The following is a 16491-nucleotide window of genomic DNA, read 5'->3' on the forward strand; positions in this document are numbered from 1 at the left end:
CGGCCGGTTCACCGCGGCGGGTCGGCGAGCCTGCGCAGCAGGGGCGTCACCGTTCTCAGCGCGTCGCGTTCCTCCGGCTCCAGCCGGGAGAGCCGCTCGGACAGCAGTTCCGCCTCGCCGTGCGCGAGGGACAGGATCGTGTCGCGACCCAGGCCGGTCAGCTCGACGATCGTGGCCCGCCCGTCGGCGGGGTCGGATTCGCGGCGCACCAGGCCGCCCGACTCCAGGCCCGTCACCACCGTGGTCGCCGTGGGCTGCGAGCACAGCGCACGCACCGCGATCTCGCCGATCCGCATCGGCCCCTGCGACGCGAGTTCCGCCAGCACGAGCAACTGCGTGGGTTGCAGCCGCCGGACGGACGCGGACTGGCGCAGGCTCCGGATCAGCCGGTGCACGGCGACCACGAGTTGTAACGCGTCCTGATTAGTCACACTGGTGGTCATCAGACCTCCTCGCGGCTCACCGTGAGTGAGCAAGTGTCCGAATTCGGACAGGACATTCGCACTATCGCAGTATGGCTGTCCAGAGAACGGTTTCATTCGCACCCGGATGTACTCAACGCTCTCCGCACCGATGCGGAGACGGAACCGTCAAAACGGCATTAAGGGAGGTGGGACGTCCGTCAAGACGCCGTCAGGGCGCTCGCCGACGGTAGCGGGCGCGCGATCCCGGCGTAGTGTCCGGGCGTGACGAAGGTGTTGGTGGTCGATGACGAGCCGCAGATCGTGCGGGCGTTGCGGATCAACCTGTCGGCGCGCGGCTACTCGGTCCTGACCGCGCACGACGGCGCCGCCGCGCTCAGGGCGGCGGCCGAGGGCAAGCCGGACGTGGTGGTGCTCGACCTGGGCCTGCCCGACGTGGACGGCGCCGAGGTGATCGCGGGCCTGCGCGGCTGGACGACCGTGCCGATCATCGTGCTGTCCGCGCGGGTCGACTCGGCCGACAAGGTGCAGGCGCTGGACGCGGGCGCGGACGACTACGTGACCAAGCCGTTCGGGATGGACGAGCTGCTGGCCCGGCTGCGGGCGGCGGTGCGGCGGTCGGCGGTGGTGGAGGGCGAGGACGCGGTCGTGGAGACCGCGTCGTTCACCGTGGACCTGGCGGCGAAGAAGGTGCGCCGCGACGGCGTCGAGGTGCACCTGACGCCCACCGAGTGGGGCCTGCTGGAGGTCCTGGCCCGCAACCGGGGCCGGCTGGTGGGGCAGAAGCAGCTCCTGCAGGAGGTGTGGGGCCCGGCGTACGCGAAGGAGACCCACTACCTGCGCGTCTACCTGGCCCAGCTGCGGCGCAAGCTGGAGCCCGAACCGTCCCGTCCCCGGCACCTGGTGACGGAGCCGGGGATGGGGTACCGGTTCGAGCCCTAGCCCGCGGGCATCGTGGGGTGGCGCTGGAACAGGAACGCGACCCGCACGATGAGTTCCTTGTAGCGCGCGGCCGTCCGGCCGGTGAGGACGAACTCCTTCGGGCGGTCGTCGGCGTCGACGAACTGGATCAGCCCGTCCCGCCGGCCGAGGCTGACGCACTGCTGCACGTAGCGGAACCGGAGCTGGTCGGCGGGCTCCCGGCCGGTGAGCCGCCGGGCCAGCGCCCGCACGGCCTGCTGCGTGGTGGGCAGGCCGGTCGCGCACGCCATGCGCAGCTCCAGCCCGTCCGCCCGCTTGATCGCGGCGGCGTCGCCGATCGCCTGCACCTCCGGGTGCGAGACCGAGGTCAACGTCTGGTCCACCAGGACGCGGCCGCGCCCGTCCACCGCCAACCCGGCCCGTGCCGCCAGGTCGGGCACGCCGAAACCGGCCGTCCAGACGACGGTGTCGGCGGCGATCAGCTCACCCCGGTCCGACACCAGGCCGTCGGCCCGGACCTCGGCCACGGTCACGTGGTCGCGCACCCGGACGCCCAGCCGGTCGAACACCCGGCGCACGTGCCGCCGGCCCTTGTCCGACAACGCCTCGCCGAACTCCCCGCCGGTGACCAGCAGCACGTCGAGGTCCGGCCGCGACTCGGCCAGCTCGGCGGCGGCCTCGATGCCGGTCAGCCCGCCGCCCGTCACGGCCACGGTGCGGGCCGTCTTCAGCGCCTCGACCAGCTCCTCCGCGTCCTCCTGGGTCGACAGCGGGTGGGCGTGCTCGGCCGCGCCCGGCACGGCGGCCGGGTTCGCGTGGCTGCCCAGCGCGTAGATCAGCCGGTCGTAGCCCAGCACGCCGCCGGTGAGCTGCACCTTCCGGGCGTCCAGGTCCAGGTCGGTGACCCGGTCCACCACCAGCTCGACGCCGCTGCCCTTCAGCAGGTCGGCGAGCGGGGCGTCGCGCAGCCGCTGCCCGGCCGCGAACTGGTGCAGCCGGACCCGCTCCACGAACCGGTCCCGCGCGTTGACCAGGGTGACCCGGGCGTCGGTCCACTTCGCCGCCAGCCTGGCCGCGGCCAGACCCGAGTACCCCGCCCCGATGACCACGATGTGCTCTGCCATGTCCCCGTCCTTTCGGTCGACCATGGAGCGGGACGGGGGCCGGGAATGTGACGGCATAGGGTGTGACCTGTGTCATCTTTTTCCGTGCTGCACACCTGGCAGGTGCCCGCGGCCACGCTCGCGGCCGCCCGCGCGCTGCTGGACGAGGCGTTCGACGGGGATTTCAGCGACGAGGACTGGGAGCACTCCCTGGGCGGCGTGCACGCGTTCGCCTGGGACGGTGACGAGCTGATCGGCCACGGCGCGGTCGTGCAGCGGCGGCTGGTGCACGACGGGCGCGCGCTGCGGGCCGGTTACGTGGAGGGCGTGGCGGTGCGGGCCGACCGACGTCGCCGGGGCGTCGGCGCGGCCGTGATGGGGGCGCTGGAGGATGTCGTGCGCGGCGCGTACCCCCTCGGGGCGCTGAGCGCGTCCGAGGAAGCGATGGCGTTCTACGAGGCGCGGGGGTGGCAGCGGTGGCGGGGGAGGACGTTCGCGCTGACGCCCGCCGGGGTCGAGCGCACCGAGGAGGAGGACGACGGGATCTTCGTCCTGCCGGTCGTGCCGCTCGACGTGACGGGCGACCTCACCTGCGACTGGCGTGACGGCGACGTCTGGTAGCTAGTGCGTGTCCTCCGTCGTCGTCGCGGTGGTGGTGGTCGTGGCGGACGCGGGGGAGGACGACGACGGCGGTTGCGTGGACGTGGTCGGGTCGGCGGTCGTCGGCTGCTCGGTCGTCGGCGGCTGCGCGGTCGGCCTCGGCCCGGACGACACCCCCGCCGTGCTCGGCTCCGGGGCCTGCCGCAGCGGCTCCTCCGGCTTGGCGACCGCCGGCTTGCCCGGCTGCGTGGTCACGGGCTTCGACACCGTCACCACGACCGTGGCCGTGCTCGCGCCCGGCACGGCCCGCACCGGGGCCCCGGTCGACGTCTGCACCTCCGCCAGGGGCTCCTCGGGCGGCGTCGCGATCGTCCCCTTGCCAGTGAGCACCGACGCGAGGGTGGCGATCACGGTGGCGACGATCGCGCCGCCCGCGGCCAGCAGCACCACCGAGGAGAGCTTCTTCTTCGGCTTCGGCGACGCTTGTCGATCTTCCTCGAACACGCCATCTCCCTGTGGGGAATCCGGACGGATGGTCAGTGCTCGAGTTATCGGCGGATCTTGCCGGTGGCCTCATCGTTCGATCGGTCGTCCCTCGATGGGGTGGATGACCGTGACCACCGGCGGACGACCTCGTTAGGTGCCCGACTGCTCGGTGGTCTCAGGCGTGGTGGTGGCCGGGGTGGTGGTGGTCGTCGTCGGCTTGGGCGGCGTGGTCGTCGTCGTGGTGACGGTGTTCTGCGGCGGCTGCGTGGTCGTGGTGACGACCGGCGGGGGACCCGTGTCCTCGACCGTCGTCGTGGTGGTGGTGCCGTCCGGCCGCGTCACCGTGGTCACGCGCGTGCGCCGCGACGTGGTGGTGGTCGTGGTGGTGTCCGTCGTCGTGGTGGTCGACTCCGCGGTCGTGGTCAGGCTGACCGGGGCGGAGGACGACGACGTGCGCGGGAGCGTGGTCAGCGTGCTGCGCGACACGACGTCCTCGCGCGGCAACCGGTCGCCGGCCGCCGCGTCCGGGCTCGCGCCCGCCAGGGACGCGATGGTGGCGAAGATCGTCGACACGGCGACACCGGACGCGGCCAGCAGCACGTGGGGCGACACGCGCAGGCGGCGGCGCTCGGGCTCCGGGGTCTCGTACAACGGTTCTCCCAAGGGGTGTCGGACGGCGTCTCTACCAGCCGAAGTTCTGGGTCCAGTACCAGCCGCGGGTGTCCAGGCCCACGCCGATCGTGGTGAACCCGCAGTTCAGGATGTTGCGGCGGTGCCCGTCGGAGTTCATCCAGGCCCGCATGACCTGCTCGGCGGAGCGCTGGCCCTTGGCGATGTTCTCCCCGCCGGGGCTCGGGTAGCCGGCCTCGCGCATCCGCCGGGCGAAGTCGACGCCGTCGGGGGTGGTGTGCGAGAAGTAGTCGCGCTCGGCCATGTCGGTGCTGTGGGCCTGCGCGGCCGCGACGACCCGTTCGTCCACCCGCAGCGGCTTGCAGCCGGCGAGGTCGCGGGCCTCGTTGACCAGGGCGACGACCTGCTGGGCCTGCGACACGTCGGCGGGCTCGGTGGTCGTCGTGGTCTCGACGGGCGGCTCGGACGCCGTGGTCGTCGTCTCCGTCGTCGTGGTGGTCTCGGTGGTGGTGGTCGTGGTCTCGGTGGTCGTCGCCGCGGACGAGGTCGGCACGGCGGTGGTCGGCAGGACGTCCGGCTCGGGGCGCTGCGCGGGCTCGCCCACCCCGCCGACCCCGCCGACGCCGAGGTTGTCCGAACCGCGGCCCTGTGCTGCGCTGGGCCCGACGAACGGGGCGAGCTGGTCCGGGTTCGCGAAGGCGACGCCGGTCGCACCGGCCGCGCCGAGGAGCAGGCCGACGAGTCCGCCGATCACGGATCGGTTGCCGCGCCGTGCTGTCACGGTCGCGCACCGTACCACTATCGGGTGAAATGACAGGATGGTTGTGGTGGCTGGAGTAGAGCGGACGGTGCGCCTGACCGCCTGGGTGCGGGGTCGCGTGCAGGGCGTCGGCTTCCGGTGGTGGACCCGGGCGAGGGCGCTTGAGCTGGGACTCGTCGGTTCGGCGTCCAACCTCCGGGACGGTCGGGTCGAGGTGAACGCGGAAGGGCCGGAATCCGCCTGCCGGGAGCTGCTGGTGGCGCTGCGTTCCGGTGGTACCCCCGGTCGGGTGGAATCGGTCGTGGAGCGCTGGTCGGAGGCCCGCGGGGGCCTCACGGGTTTCGTGGAGCGTTGAACGGCGGGCGTGCCGATGGCGTAGTACTTCGATGTGGACCGTGGCGAAGATGTCGTCAGGCAGCTGTACGGCCGTTGGCGCGGCCCGCTGCACGGCTACGTCCTGCGGCTGGTCGGCGGTGACCACCAGCACGCCGAGGACGTGGTCCAGGAGACGCTGCTGCGGGCCTGGCGGCACGTCGACGAGCTGACCCCGGCCGACGCCGGGCCGTGGCTCTACACGGTGGCCAGGAACCTGGTCATCTCCGGCTTCCGCAAGCGCGGCGGCCGCAACTCCGAGGTGCCGATCGAACCGGGGGACCTGCCGCCGGTCGCGGACGAGGTGGAGCACGTCCTGCAGAGCTGGCAGGTCGCGGAGGCGCTGCGCGCCCTGAGCGCCGACCACCGCAACGTGGTGGTCGAGCTGTACTACCGGCGGCGGTCGGTGGCCGAGGCGGCGGCGGTGCTCGGCATCCCGCAGGGCACGGTGAAGTCGCGTTGCTTCTACGCCCTGCGGGCGTTGCGCGACGCGTTGGAGGAGCGGGGGGTGACCGAGTCGTGAGCTGTGATCGGACCGTGGCGCTCGGCGCGTACCTGCTCGGCGCGCTCGACCCGGCGGAGCGCTCGTCGTTCGAGCGGCACCTGCCCGGGTGCGCCGTGTGCCGCCGGGAGATGGTGCGGCTGGCCCCGCTGCCCGGCCTGCTCGGCCAGGTGCGGCTGGAGGACCTGGAGCTGCCGTTCGACGACCCCGCCCCCGACCCGGACCTGCGGCCGCTGCCGCCGCCCCCCGACCCGCCGCCCGCGCCGCGGGCCGAGCGCCGGCGGCGGTGGCCGGTGCCGGTCGGCGCGGCCGTGCTGGCCGTGCTCGTCGCGCTGGGCGTGGTGCTGGTGCCGCGGCTGACCCGGGACGACGGCCCGGCCGCCGTCACCTGGCACGCCGCCGACGCCACCTCCGGCGTGGTGGCCACCGCGGACCTGGTCGGCAAGTCGTGGGGCACCGAGCTGTGGATGACCATCGAGAACATGCCGAAGGGCATGAGGTGCAAGCTGATCGTCCACGACAGGTCCGGGCGGACCGAGATCGGCGGCTGGTGGGGCACCGACCACGCGCCGGACGAGCGCATCCCCGGCTCCACCTCGTTCCCGGTGGGGGAGATCGAACGGCTCGACGTGGTGGTCGACATGACGGTGCTGGTCTCGGTGCGGCCGTGATCGCGCTGGTCAGCGTGCCGACGACTGGCTCGCGGCCCGCACGGGTACTCTGCCCGGCGTGCACCTCAAGAGCCTGACGCTGAAGGGCTTCAAGTCCTTCGCCTCGGCTACCACGCTGCGCTTCGAGCCGGGCATCACGTGCGTCGTCGGTCCGAACGGGTCCGGCAAGTCGAACGTGCTCGACGCGCTGCGCTGGGTGATGGGCACCCAGGGCGCGAAGGATCTGCGCGGCGGCAAGATGGAGGACGTCATCTTCGCCGGCACGTCCGGCCGCGCGCCGCTCGGCCGCGCCGAGGTGACGCTGACCATCGACAACTCCGACGGCGCGCTGCCGATCGACTACGTCGAGGTGTCGATCACCCGCCGGATGTTCCGCGAGGGCGCGACCGAGTACGAGATCAACGGCAACTCGTGCCGCCTGATGGACATCCAGGAGCTGCTCAGCGACTCCGGCATCGGCCGCGAGATGCACGTGATCGTCGGCCAGGGCCAGCTCGCCGCGATCCTGGAGTCCAAGCCCGAGGAGCGGCGGGCGTTCGTCGAGGAGGCCGCGGGCGTCCTCAAGCACCGCAAGCGCAAGGAGAAGGCGCTGCGGAAGCTGGAGGCGATGCAGGCGAACCTGACCCGCCTGACCGACCTCACCGCCGAGCTGCGCCGCCAGCTCAAGCCGCTGGGCAAGCAGGCCGAGATCGCCCGCCGCGCCCAGGTCGTGCAGTCGGAGCTGCGGGACGCCCGGATGCGCCTGCTGGCCGACGACCTGGTGACGCAGCGCGAGGCGCTGGCGCGGGAGGAGCAGGACGAGGCCGCGGCCCGCGCCCGCCGCGCCGAGGTGGAGAGGTCGCTCCAGCAGGCCCAGTCGCAGCAGAACGAGCTGGAGGACCAGGTCGCGGCGGACGCGCCGAAGCTCCAGCAGGCCCAGGACACCTGGTACCGGCTGTCGGCGTTGGAGGAGCGGCTGCGCGGCACGGTGCGGCTGGCCGTCGAGCGGGAGCGGCACCTGTCGGCGGCGGTGGAGGCGCCGCGCGGCGGGCGCGACCCGGACGAGCTGGAGGCCGAGGCCGAGCAGACCGCGATCCTGGAGCAGGAGCTGCAGGACGGCGTGACGGAGGCCCGGGTCGGGCTGGCGGAGGCCGTGGAGACGCGGGCCGAGCTGGAGCGGATGGTGTCCGCGGCGGAGAAGGCGCACCTGGCCGCGGTGCGGGCGATCGCCGACCGGCGCGAGGGCCTGGCCCGGCTGTCCGGGCAGGTGGAGGCCCTGCGGTCGAAGACGAGCGCGACCGCCGAGGAGATCGAGCGGATGTCGACCGCGCTGGCCGAGGCGGTCGAGCGGTCCGAGGTCGCGCAGCAGGAGCTGGCCGAGGCCCGCGAGGCGACCGGGACCGAGGACGAGGACGACGTCGGGCTCCAGGAGCGGCACCGGCTGGCCGTCGAGGCGGACGACGCCGCGCGCCGCCGGGTCGAGGAGCTGGTCAAGGCGGAGCGGGCGGCCGAGCGCGACATCGCGTCGTGGAAGGCCCGGGTGGACGCGCTGTCGCTGGGCCTGACCCGCAAGGACGGCGCGGGCGCGCTGTTGGCGTCCCGGCTGCCCGGCCTGCTGGGGTCGGTCGCGGCGCTGCTGACCGTGGAGCCGGGCGCGGAGGTCGCGCTGGCCGCCGCGCTGGGCCCGATCGCGGACGCGGTCGCGGTGGCGTCCGGCTCCGCCGCGGTGGCGGCGTTGGAGCTGCTCAAGGAACAGGACACCGGTCGGGCCGGGGTGCTGGTGGGCGGCGCGCCGGCGACCGCGGACCGGTCCGGTTGGCCGTCGCTGCCGCCGGACGCGCGGTGGGCCGTCGAGCTGGTGCAGGCGCCGGAGCCGCTGCGGCCCGCGCTGCACCGGGCGTTGGACCGGGTCGCCGTGGTGGACTCGCTGGCCACCGCGCGGGCGTTGGTGGACGCGCACCCGTCGGTGCGGGCGGTGACCCGGGACGGCGACGTGCTGGGCGCGGACTGGGCGGTCGGCGGGTCCGGGCGCAGCCAGAGCGTCATCGAGGTCCAGGCCGCGGTGGACGAGGCGTCGGAGAAGCTGGCGCTGGCCGAGCGCGCGGCGGAGCAGGCGACGGCGGCGCTGGAGGGCGCGCGGGCCGAGCAGCAGGCGCGCCGGGCCGAGGTCGCGGCGGTGAAGGAGCAGCTCAACGAGGCCAAGGTGCGGCGCGCCCGGTCGTCGGAGCGGCTGAACCGGCTGGCGGCGGCGGTGCGGTCGGCCGAGGCCGAGGTGGACCGCGTGCGGGCGCAGCGGGAGAAGGTCGAGGCGGCCCGCGAGGAGAACCTGCTCAAGCTCGGCGAGCTGGAGGAGCGCCTGCTCGTGGCGCAGGAGCAGCCGCTGGACGACGAGCCGGACACCGCGCACCGCGACGAGATGGCCGCCGAGCTGGCCGCCGCCCGCCAGGGCGAGGTGGACGCCCGGCTGGCGCTGCGGACCGCCGAGGAGCGCGCCCGCGCGTTGCAGGGCAAGGCGGAAGGGCTGCGCCGGGCGGCACGCGCCGAGCGCGAGGCCCGCGAACGCGCCCAGCGCGCCCACGCGGCCCGGGCGCGGGGCGCGGTCGTGGCCAAGGCCGTCGTGCGCGGCGGCGAGCTGGCGCTGTCGCGGATCGCCGACTCGCTGGCCCGGGCGGCGCGCGAGCGCGACGCCGCGCAGGAGCGCAAGGCGCAGCGCGAGATGTACCTGGCGCAGGTGCGCAGCCTGGTGCGCGAGATGTCGGTGGAGCTGGAGAAGCTGACCGACGCCGTGCACCGCGACGAGGTGCTGCGGGCCGAGCAGCGGATGCGCATCGAGCAGCTGGAGACCAAGGTCGCCGAGGAGTTCGGCATCGGCCTGGAGGACCTGGTCGCCGAGTACGGGCCGGACGTGTTCATCCCGCCGTCGCCCCAAGAACTCGCCGAGTACGAGGCGGCCAAGGAGCGCGGCGAGGCGGTGACCGCGCCGCAGCCGATGCCGTACGACCGGGACACGCAGGCGCGGCGCGCCAAGCGGGCCGAGCGGGACCTGTCGCTGCTGGGCAAGGTCAACCCGCTGGCGCTGGAGGAGTTCGCGGCGCTGGAGGAGCGGTACAAGTTCCTGTCCAACCAGCTGGAGGACATCAAGGCGACCCGGCGCGACCTGCTGACCGTGGTGAAGGAGGTCGACGACAAGATCCTGGAGGTCTTCACGTCGGCCTACGAGGACGTCGCCCGCGAGTTCGAGGTCGTGTTCAAGGTGCTGTTCCCCGGCGGCGAGGGTCGGCTGGTGCTGACCGAGCCGGACGACATGCTGACCACGGGCATCGAGCTGGAGGCCCGGCCGCCGGGCAAGAAGGTCAAGCGCCTGTCGCTGCTGTCGGGCGGCGAGAAGTCGCTGGCGGCGGTGGCGATGCTGGTCGCGATCTTCCGCGCCCGGCCCTCGCCGTTCTACGTGATGGACGAGGTCGAGGCCGCGTTGGACGACACCAACCTGCACCGGCTGATCGGCCTGTTCGAGCAGTTGCGGGAGCGGTCGCAGCTGCTGATCATCACGCACCAGAAGCCGACGATGGAGATCGCGGACGCGCTGTACGGCGTGTCGATGCGCGGCGACGGCATCAGCCAGGTGATCTCGCAGCGCCTGCGCGGCGAGGAGAAGCCGAAACGGGGCCGGGCCGCCGTCGCCGCGGCTCCGGGAGCCGCCGCGGTCCCGGACGCCCAACCCGACGTCGCCGCCGCCGAACCCGACAGCGTCGCGCCGGAGGCCGCCGGAGCTGCCGCGACCGGAGGCGACGCGAAGGCCGGCGCGCCCGGATCGACCCCGGAACCCGGCTCGGAGCCGGAAGCCGGACCGTCCGCCTAGGACGTCAGCGCTCGTCGAGCGCCTTGGCCTCTTCGGGCGTGGGCGCGGTGCCGCCGAGGTGGGCAGGCTGCCACCACCGGCCCTCGCCCGACTCCGGGTAACGGGCCTGGGCGTCGTCCAGCAGCTCCTGCATCCGCTCGCGCAGCGCGGCGTCCGTGGTGGGCTCCACGGGCTCGCCGACGATGATCGTGACCGGCACGTGCCGCTGCGTCAGCGACTTCGGCCGCCCCTTGGTCCACAGCCGCTGGGTGCCCCACACGGCCGTCGGCAGCAGCGGCACGCCGGCTTCGGCCGCCATCCGCACCGCGCCGCTCTTCACGTCCTTGACCGTGAACGACCGGCTGATCGTGGCCTCCGGGAAGATCCCGACGATCTCGCCGGCGCGCAGCGCGGCCAACGCCTGCTGGTAGGACGCCTGGCCGGCGGCCCGGTCCACCGGGATGTGGTGCATCCCGCGCATGAGCGGGCCCGACACGGGGTGCCGGAACACCTCGTGCTTGGCCATGAACCGGACCAACCGGCGCGCCGGGTGCGCGCCGTAGCCGGCGAAGATGAAATCGAGGTAGGAGACGTGGTTCGAGGCCAGCACGGCCCCGCCGGTGGTCGGCACGTGCTCCGCGCCCTCCACGGTGATCCGCAGGTCGAGCAGGCGGAACATCAACTTGGCCGCGGCGATCACCGGCGGGTACACGCGATCTGGCATGGAACCCAGCGTACGTTACTCGCCAGTAGTGCGATCGTGCTCGCGCACCACTCGCGGGACGCCCGCCAGGTCCTCCTCATTGCACAGCAGCTTCAGGGCGTAATACGGCGAACCCTTGGTGTCGTCGTAGTCCAGGTGGACCGCGATCACGTCGACCGCTTCACCGAGCCACTCCTGCGTCTGGCGCAGCCAGGTGGCTGCGCGCTCCAACGCGTTGGGCAGGTCGTCGTCACGGAACTCGACCGGCCGATAGGGGACCTCCTGCACCTGGTCCCGCTGGTTGACAGGCATCGGCAGGTCTACCGCCACCCCGCTGTCGTTGAGTTCGAGTTGGATCGTTTCCTCGCTCACCCTCCCAGGGTTCCCCAACGCGAAACCTCCGGCAATAGATGTCGGTCATCCGAGGCTTACCGGCAACTCGGCGAGACCGCTGACGAGGACCCTCCGCCACGCCAGTTCCTCCACCGGCCGGGCCGCCCGCAGGCCCGGGAAACGCCGCAACAGCACCGACAGCGCCTCCTGGAGCTCGATCCGCGCCAGCTGCGCGCCGAGGCAGAAGTGCGGGCCGATGCCCAGCGCGAGGTGCGGGTTCGGCGAGCGCGTGAGGTCCAACACGTCCGGCGAGTCGAACGCGCGGGGGTCGCGGTTGGCCGAGCCGATGGCCGCCATCACGCCCTCGCCGGCGCGGACGACCACGCCGCCGACCTCCACGTCCTCCAGCGCCACCCGCAACTGCCCGACCTCGCTGAGCCGGGTGAACCGCATCAGCTCCTCCACCGCGTTCGGCACGAGCGACGGGTCCCGCGCCAGCAGGTCCCACCGCGACCGCTCCCGCAGCAGCGTGGCGACGAAGCTGGTGATCTGGTTGGCCGACGTCTCGTGCCCCGCGACCAGCAGGTTCAGCGCGAACGCGACCAGCTCGTCGTGCGTCAGCGACGTCGCGCACAGCTCGTCCAGCAGGTCGTCGGACCGCGGTGCCCGCCGCTTCGCCGCGACCAGCTCGCCCATGTACCCCAGCAGGGCGTCCATCGCCGCCTCGACCTGCGGCTGCTCCGACATCTCCAGGCTGTACGCGAGCTCCACCCACCCGCGGAACCGCTCGCGGTCCGCGTAGGGCACGCCGAGCAGCGTGCAGATCACCTGGATCGGCAGCGGCAGCGCGTACACCTGCCGCAGGTCCGCGCCGTCCACCACGTCGTCGGCCAGCCGTTCGCACAGCTCCCGCACCCACGGCCGGGTGGCCGAGATCCGCCGGTGCGAGAACGCGCCGGACACGAGCCCGCGCAGCCGCGTGTGCTCGGGCGGGTCGGTGGTCGGCAGGGTGCCGGGCAACGGCCGCGAGACGCCGACCCTGGGCGCGCCCGCCGCCACCACGCCGGCGCGGGAGAACCGCGGGTCGGCCAGCACCAGCTTCACGTCGTCGTAGCGGGTGACCAACCACACCTCCGCGCCGGCCAGGGTGCGGACCCGGGCCACCGGCTCCTCCTCCCGCAGCCGGGCCCACGTGGGCGAGGGGTCGAAGGCGAAGGCGTCGGCGAAGGGGATGTCGAGGACGTCGTCGGTCATACCCCGACGCTAGGAGTCCGGGGCGGCGCGGTGCGAGCGCCATCCGGTGCGCTTCGGCCGCCGCGTTCGCCCGGAGCAGACGCGCCGGACCAGGGAGTCCGAGGCGTGGACGGGGAGTGGAAAACTCCCTCGCGTTCCCCGTCGCGGCGGGTGACCATTCCAGACATGTACGACATCCGTCCCGCCGCCCAGGACGACCTGGACGCCGTGCTCGCGTTGGTGCTGCGGTTGCAGGCCGACGACGCGCACCACATCGGCTACCTCGGCGAGACGCTCGGTGACATCTCCGCGGAGCTGGCCGAGTTCGAGCCCGACTGGGCCTCGTGCACCGTGGTCGCCACCGACGACTCGGGCGGGGTCCGCGGCGCGCTCAGCGTCGAGGTCGACACCGACGCCCGTCGCGCCTACCTGCACGGACCGTTCGTCGACGTGCCGGTCAACCACCCGGCGGGCAGCCGGATCTGGGACCAGACCGCCGACGCCCTCTACGCCGCCGCCGAGCCGCTGCTCGACGGCACCTCCGACCGCGAGCTGCTCGGCCACACCGGGCACCGGCGGCTGGCCGCCTTCGCCGAGCGGCACCGGTTCGCCGCCGCCCGACCGTGCGGCATCCACGTCCTCGACGGCGACGGCCTGCGCGGCCTGCTGCTGCGCGAGGCGAGCTGCCCGCGCACCGGCCCGGCCCGCGAGATGCGGGTGCTGCCGACCGACCCGGCCGTGCACGAGGCCGTGGCCGTGCTGCACGACCGGTGCTTCCCCCGGACCCACCTGCCCGGCCGGCGGCTGGTGGACGGCAGCCGGGAGCACACCGTGGTGGTCGCCATGGACGGCGACCGCGTCCTCGGGTACGCCTCGGGCAAGGCCGAGCCGGGCGAGTTCTACCTGGACTTCGTGGCCGTGGAGCCGGACGTGCGGGGGCAGGGGGTCGGCGCGGCGCTGGTCACCGAGCTGGTCTGGAAGCTGGCCGAGAAATCCGGGGCCCGACCCCAGGTCGCCGCCGCGATACTGGCCGGCAACCGGTCGTCCCAACGGCTCTTCGACCGGCTCGGCTTCCGCCTCCACCTCGAACTCGTGGCCTACCGCGCCAGACCCGCCGCCTGAACCCCGTCCTACGCCGCCTTGGCGGACACCACGTCGTCCCGGGCGTCCGGCGGCTGGTGGCCCTGGTGCCGCAACGACATCAGCCCGCCCACGACCAACGTCAGCAGCACACCCATCACCGTGTACCAGGGGTACGCCAGCGAGACGATCTTCTGGGCGGGCGCCGCCGCCGAGAAGTCGATCGCCAGCCGGGCGTCCGGGCCGACGAACTTCACGCCCAGGATCACGAACGCCATGACGACCACCGTCACCGCGAACGCCACGATCGCGTCGAGTTCCCGCGCCTTGCGGAACACCAGGCCGAGCAGGAACGCGCCCAGCAGCGCGCCGTAGGTGAACCCGGCGATCGACAGGCCCTGCTCGACGATCGGGTTGCCGCGACGGGTCAGCGAGGCGAACAGCCCGGCGCACACGATCAGCAGGCCGGCCCACACCACCGTCCAGATCCGGCCCTGCCGGAACACCTCGGCCTCGCTCATCGGCCGGCGCACCACGCGCTGCACCACGTCGGTCACGGTGGAGGAGGCCAGCGCGCCCAGCGACGACGACAGCGCGGCGGCCAGGATGCCCGCGATCACGAACCCGGACAGCCCGGACGGCATGTCGTTGACGATGAAGTTGGCGAACAGCTCGTCGTTGTTGTTGAGCCCGAGGTCCTTGACCGGGTTGGCCGCCCGGTAGAAGGCCCACAGCATCACGCCGATGAAGAGGAACAGCGCGAACTGGAGGAACACCACCACACCGCTGGCGATCAGCGCCTTCTGCGCCGCGCGCACGTCCTTGGTCGCCATCAGCCGCTGCACGATGAGCTGGTCCGCGCCGTGCGAGGCCATGGAGAGCACCGCGCCGCCGATGAACGCCGTCGCGATGGCGTACGGCGAGGTGAACGCGCTGGCGCCGAAGTCGAAGACCTGGAACTTGCCCGCGTCGGCGGCGCTGCCGAACCAGCCGTCGGGCAGCTTGCCGTTCAGCACGAGGATCACCGCGAACGCGCCGACGACGTACCAGAGCATCTGGATCGCGTCGACCCACACCACGGCCCGCACGCCGCCGAGGAAGCTGTAGACGACCATCGCCACGCCGAGCACCGCCACGATCGCCCAGTAGGACGCGTTCACGCCGTACGCCGCGAGCACCACCTTGACCGGGATGGCGGTGGCGAACAGCCGCAGCCCGTCCGCCAGCAGCCGGGTGACCAGGAACGTCACCGACGCGGTGCTCTGGATGTTGCGGCCGAACCGCTTGCCGAGGAACCCGTACGCGGTGATCAGCTCGCCCGCCACGTACTTGGGCAGCAGCACGAACGACACCACGATCCGGCCGAGGAGGTAGCCAATGGCCAGCGACAGGAACGTCATCGTGCCCAGGTAGGCGACCGTCGGCACGCTGAGCACGGTCAGCGTGGACGTCTCGGCGGACACCACCGACACGCACACGACCCACCACGAGATGCGGCGCTCGCTGACGAAGTAGTCGGTCGCGGAGCGCTGGCGCCCGCCGATCCACACGCCGAGCAGCGGCATGCCCACCAGGAACAGCACGATGATGCCGACATCAAGTGCGCGCACGGTCTCCTCCATCTCCCTGGCTTCCTAGGCCCGACCACCGCCCGGGTTGGACGACGGTCAGTCCGGTCACGGCGGTGACCGCGGGCTCGGGCAGGCGCAGCGGGTGGCGGCCGGGGGTGATCGACCCCAGCGGGCGCGGGCCGGCGGCGCCGGTGGCGGACGGCACGTTCGCGGGCAGGCCGTGCCAGGTGAGGAAGCCCAGCAGGGCGGCGAGGTACGCCTCCTTGCCCGCGGCGGGCAGTCCGAGTTCGTCGCTCGTGCGCAGGTCGACGCGCCGGCCCAGGGCCTCGACCAGCGCGGGGTTGCGCATGCCGCCGCCCGAGCCGATGACGGCGCCCTCGCACTCGGCGGCGACGGTCCGGGCGGTCAGCTCGGTGAGCGTGGCCAGCAGGTCCTCGGCGGGCATGGTGAGCCCGTCGGTGACGCGGTCGAGGTAGGCGCGGTTGAAGTGCTCCTTGCCGGTGGACTTGGGCGCGGGCCGGGCGTAGTACGGGTCGGCCAGCAGGCGGTCGAGCAGGTCGTCGCGGACCCGGCCGCGGCGGGCGAACTCGCCGTCGGTGTCCTGGTGGCGCAGACCGCCGGAGAGCGCGGTCATCGCGGCGTCCATGAGCGCGTTGCCCGGTCCGGTGTCGTAGGCGATCACACCTTCGGGCGAAACCTTGGTCACGTTCGCGATGCCGCCGATGTTCAGCGCGGTGGCGGGTCCGCCGAACCCGGCGAGCCAGAGGGCGTCCAGGGTGCTCGCCAGCGGCGCGCCGTGCCCGCCCGCGGCGATGTCGCGGACGCGCAGGTCGGACACGACCGGCAGGCCGGTGGCTTCGGCTATCCACGCCGGCTGTCCCAGTTGGAGCGTGCCCAGGCAGCGGCCGTCCTCGACCCAGTGGTGGACGGTCTGGCCCAGCGACGACACCAGCTCGCCCTGGTACCGGGCGGCCACCTCGGCGAACGCCTGGCCCAGGCGGGTGTCGAGCACGCACACGTCCGCGGCGCTGGTGGGCGGCCTGCGCAGCTCCTCCGGGAACGGGTGCTCGGCGTGCGCCACGGGGGTCAGCCGGACGGTCGGGCCGTCCAGGGACAGGTCGGCCACGGCCACGTCGATGGCGTCCATCGAGGTGCCCGAAATGAGCCCGATCACCCTCACGCCCTGTGGTCTATTCCACACTGAACGCTCGCGCAAGGGTCTTTGTGGGAAAGTTGCCGGAACCTAACCTGCTTCGTCGATCGTCAACATACGGTGGCGTGCGAGGA

General features: G+C 73.2%; 17 protein-coding genes. 7 read left to right on the forward strand and 10 right to left on the reverse strand.

Annotated elements, in window-relative coordinates:
- Positions 1 to 8 precede the first annotated feature (8 nt).
- On the reverse strand, positions 9 to 443 hold the full coding sequence (locus tag ACWEFJ_RS28950) for a MarR family winged helix-turn-helix transcriptional regulator (protein ID WP_378088149.1): 435 nt from the start codon (positions 441 to 443) through the stop codon (positions 9 to 11).
- A 243-nt stretch (positions 444 to 686) separates the two neighbouring features.
- Between ACWEFJ_RS28950 and ACWEFJ_RS28955 the strand changes: the two genes are divergently transcribed.
- A complete protein-coding gene (locus ACWEFJ_RS28955) occupies positions 687 to 1364 on the forward strand; it encodes a response regulator (protein ID WP_449715649.1) in 678 nt (225 codons plus the stop codon).
- Here the strand turns inward: ACWEFJ_RS28955 and ACWEFJ_RS28960 are convergent.
- Positions 1361 to 2467 (reverse strand): NAD(P)/FAD-dependent oxidoreductase, encoded by a 1107-nt coding sequence (locus tag ACWEFJ_RS28960; RefSeq protein ID WP_449715650.1) that lies wholly within the window; start codon positions 2465 to 2467, stop codon positions 1361 to 1363. The genes ACWEFJ_RS28955 and ACWEFJ_RS28960 overlap by 4 nt on opposite strands.
- A 69-nt stretch (positions 2468 to 2536) precedes the next feature.
- Here ACWEFJ_RS28960 and ACWEFJ_RS28965 point away from each other — a divergent pair, with 69 nt between their 5' ends.
- Entirely contained in the window at positions 2537 to 3067 is a 531-nt protein-coding gene (locus ACWEFJ_RS28965; RefSeq protein WP_449715651.1) for a GNAT family N-acetyltransferase, read from the forward strand.
- On the opposite strand, the gene ACWEFJ_RS28970 is transcribed toward ACWEFJ_RS28965, so the two are convergent.
- The 3 genes from ACWEFJ_RS28970 to ACWEFJ_RS28980 form a co-directional block, all read right to left on the reverse strand.
- Entirely contained in the window at positions 3068 to 3550 is a 483-nt protein-coding gene (locus ACWEFJ_RS28970; RefSeq protein WP_378088141.1) for a dihydrolipoyllysine-residue succinyltransferase component of 2-oxoglutarate dehydrogenase complex, read from the reverse strand. It abuts the gene before it with no gap.
- A gap of 132 nt (positions 3551 to 3682) precedes the next feature.
- Positions 3683 to 4183, reverse strand: coding sequence for a hypothetical protein (locus tag ACWEFJ_RS28975; protein ID WP_449715652.1), 501 nt, complete (start codon positions 4181 to 4183; stop codon positions 3683 to 3685).
- Between the two features lie 31 nt (positions 4184 to 4214).
- Positions 4215 to 4943: a CAP domain-containing protein gene (locus ACWEFJ_RS28980; protein ID WP_449715653.1), complete on the reverse strand. Its 729-nt coding sequence runs from the start codon at positions 4941 to 4943 to the stop codon at positions 4215 to 4217.
- A gap of 37 nt (positions 4944 to 4980) precedes the next feature.
- Here ACWEFJ_RS28980 and ACWEFJ_RS28985 point away from each other — a divergent pair, with 37 nt between their 5' ends.
- Genes ACWEFJ_RS28985 through smc form a run of 4 tightly spaced genes read left to right on the forward strand, consistent with a single transcriptional unit; the run spans position 4981 to position 10305 of the window.
- Positions 4981 to 5277 carry an acylphosphatase gene (locus tag ACWEFJ_RS28985; RefSeq protein WP_449715654.1) on the forward strand — a complete coding sequence of 99 codons (297 nt, stop codon included), beginning with the start codon at positions 4981 to 4983 and terminating at the stop codon, positions 5275 to 5277.
- A 33-nt stretch (positions 5278 to 5310) separates the two neighbouring features.
- On the forward strand, positions 5311 to 5817 hold the full coding sequence (locus ACWEFJ_RS28990; RefSeq protein WP_378088133.1) for a sigma-70 family RNA polymerase sigma factor: 507 nt from the start codon (positions 5311 to 5313) through the stop codon (positions 5815 to 5817).
- Positions 5814 to 6467, forward strand: a complete 654-nt coding sequence (locus ACWEFJ_RS28995; RefSeq protein WP_449715655.1) for an anti-sigma factor family protein — start codon at positions 5814 to 5816, stop codon at positions 6465 to 6467. Before ACWEFJ_RS28990 ends, ACWEFJ_RS28995 begins: the two co-directional genes overlap by 4 nt.
- 58 nt (positions 6468 to 6525) lie before the next feature.
- Positions 6526 to 10305, forward strand: coding sequence for a chromosome segregation protein SMC (gene smc, locus ACWEFJ_RS29000; RefSeq protein WP_449715656.1), 3780 nt, complete (start codon positions 6526 to 6528; stop codon positions 10303 to 10305).
- Positions 10306 to 10309: 4 nt separating this feature from the next.
- On the opposite strand, the gene ACWEFJ_RS29005 is transcribed toward smc, so the two are convergent.
- Genes ACWEFJ_RS29005 through ACWEFJ_RS29015 form a run of 3 tightly spaced genes read right to left on the reverse strand, consistent with a single transcriptional unit; the run spans position 10310 to position 12574 of the window.
- On the reverse strand, positions 10310 to 11008 hold the full coding sequence (locus ACWEFJ_RS29005; RefSeq protein WP_378088127.1) for a lysophospholipid acyltransferase family protein: 699 nt from the start codon (positions 11006 to 11008) through the stop codon (positions 10310 to 10312).
- Between the two features lie 15 nt (positions 11009 to 11023).
- Positions 11024 to 11359: a hypothetical protein gene (locus ACWEFJ_RS29010; RefSeq protein ID WP_378088125.1), complete on the reverse strand. Its 336-nt coding sequence runs from the start codon at positions 11357 to 11359 to the stop codon at positions 11024 to 11026.
- A gap of 45 nt (positions 11360 to 11404) precedes the next feature.
- Positions 11405 to 12574, reverse strand: coding sequence for a cytochrome P450 (locus ACWEFJ_RS29015; RefSeq protein WP_449715657.1), 1170 nt, complete (start codon positions 12572 to 12574; stop codon positions 11405 to 11407).
- Positions 12575 to 12739: 165 nt separating this feature from the next.
- Here ACWEFJ_RS29015 and ACWEFJ_RS29020 point away from each other — a divergent pair, with 165 nt between their 5' ends.
- Entirely contained in the window at positions 12740 to 13675 is a 936-nt protein-coding gene (locus ACWEFJ_RS29020) for a GNAT family N-acetyltransferase (protein WP_449715658.1), read from the forward strand.
- Positions 13676 to 13683: 8 nt separating this feature from the next.
- Here the strand turns inward: ACWEFJ_RS29020 and ACWEFJ_RS29025 are convergent, their stop codons facing one another.
- Together ACWEFJ_RS29025 and ACWEFJ_RS29030 are read right to left on the reverse strand one after the other, a co-directional pair.
- A complete protein-coding gene (locus tag ACWEFJ_RS29025) occupies positions 13684 to 15243 on the reverse strand; it encodes a sodium:solute symporter (RefSeq protein ID WP_378088119.1) in 1560 nt (519 codons plus the stop codon).
- Positions 15230 to 16384: an anhydro-N-acetylmuramic acid kinase gene (locus ACWEFJ_RS29030; protein WP_449715659.1), complete on the reverse strand. Its 1155-nt coding sequence runs from the start codon at positions 16382 to 16384 to the stop codon at positions 15230 to 15232. The genes ACWEFJ_RS29025 and ACWEFJ_RS29030 overlap by 14 nt, the downstream gene beginning before the upstream one ends.
- Between the last annotated feature and the right edge of the window lie 107 nt (positions 16385 to 16491).

The sequence above is a fragment of the Actinosynnema sp. NPDC004786 genome (assembly GCF_053601135.1).

Bases quoted from the DNA above. Each gene is read 5' to 3' on its own strand.
- ACWEFJ_RS29020 (WP_449715658.1), top strand. From the start codon at position 12,740: ATGTACGACATCCGTCCCGCCGCCCAGGACGACCTGGACGCCGTGCTC.
- ACWEFJ_RS28985 (WP_449715654.1), top strand. From the start codon at position 4,981: ATGGTTGTGGTGGCTGGAGTAGAGCGGACGGTGCGCCTGACCGCCTGG.
- ACWEFJ_RS28950 (WP_378088149.1), bottom strand. From the start codon at position 443: ATGACCACCAGTGTGACTAATCAGGACGCGTTACAACTCGTGGTCGCC.
- ACWEFJ_RS28960 (WP_449715650.1), bottom strand. From the start codon at position 2,467: ATGGCAGAGCACATCGTGGTCATCGGGGCGGGGTACTCGGGTCTGGCC.
- ACWEFJ_RS29015 (WP_449715657.1), bottom strand. From the start codon at position 12,574: ATGACCGACGACGTCCTCGACATCCCCTTCGCCGACGCCTTCGCCTTC.
- ACWEFJ_RS29005 (WP_378088127.1), bottom strand. From the start codon at position 11,008: ATGCCAGATCGCGTGTACCCGCCGGTGATCGCCGCGGCCAAGTTGATG.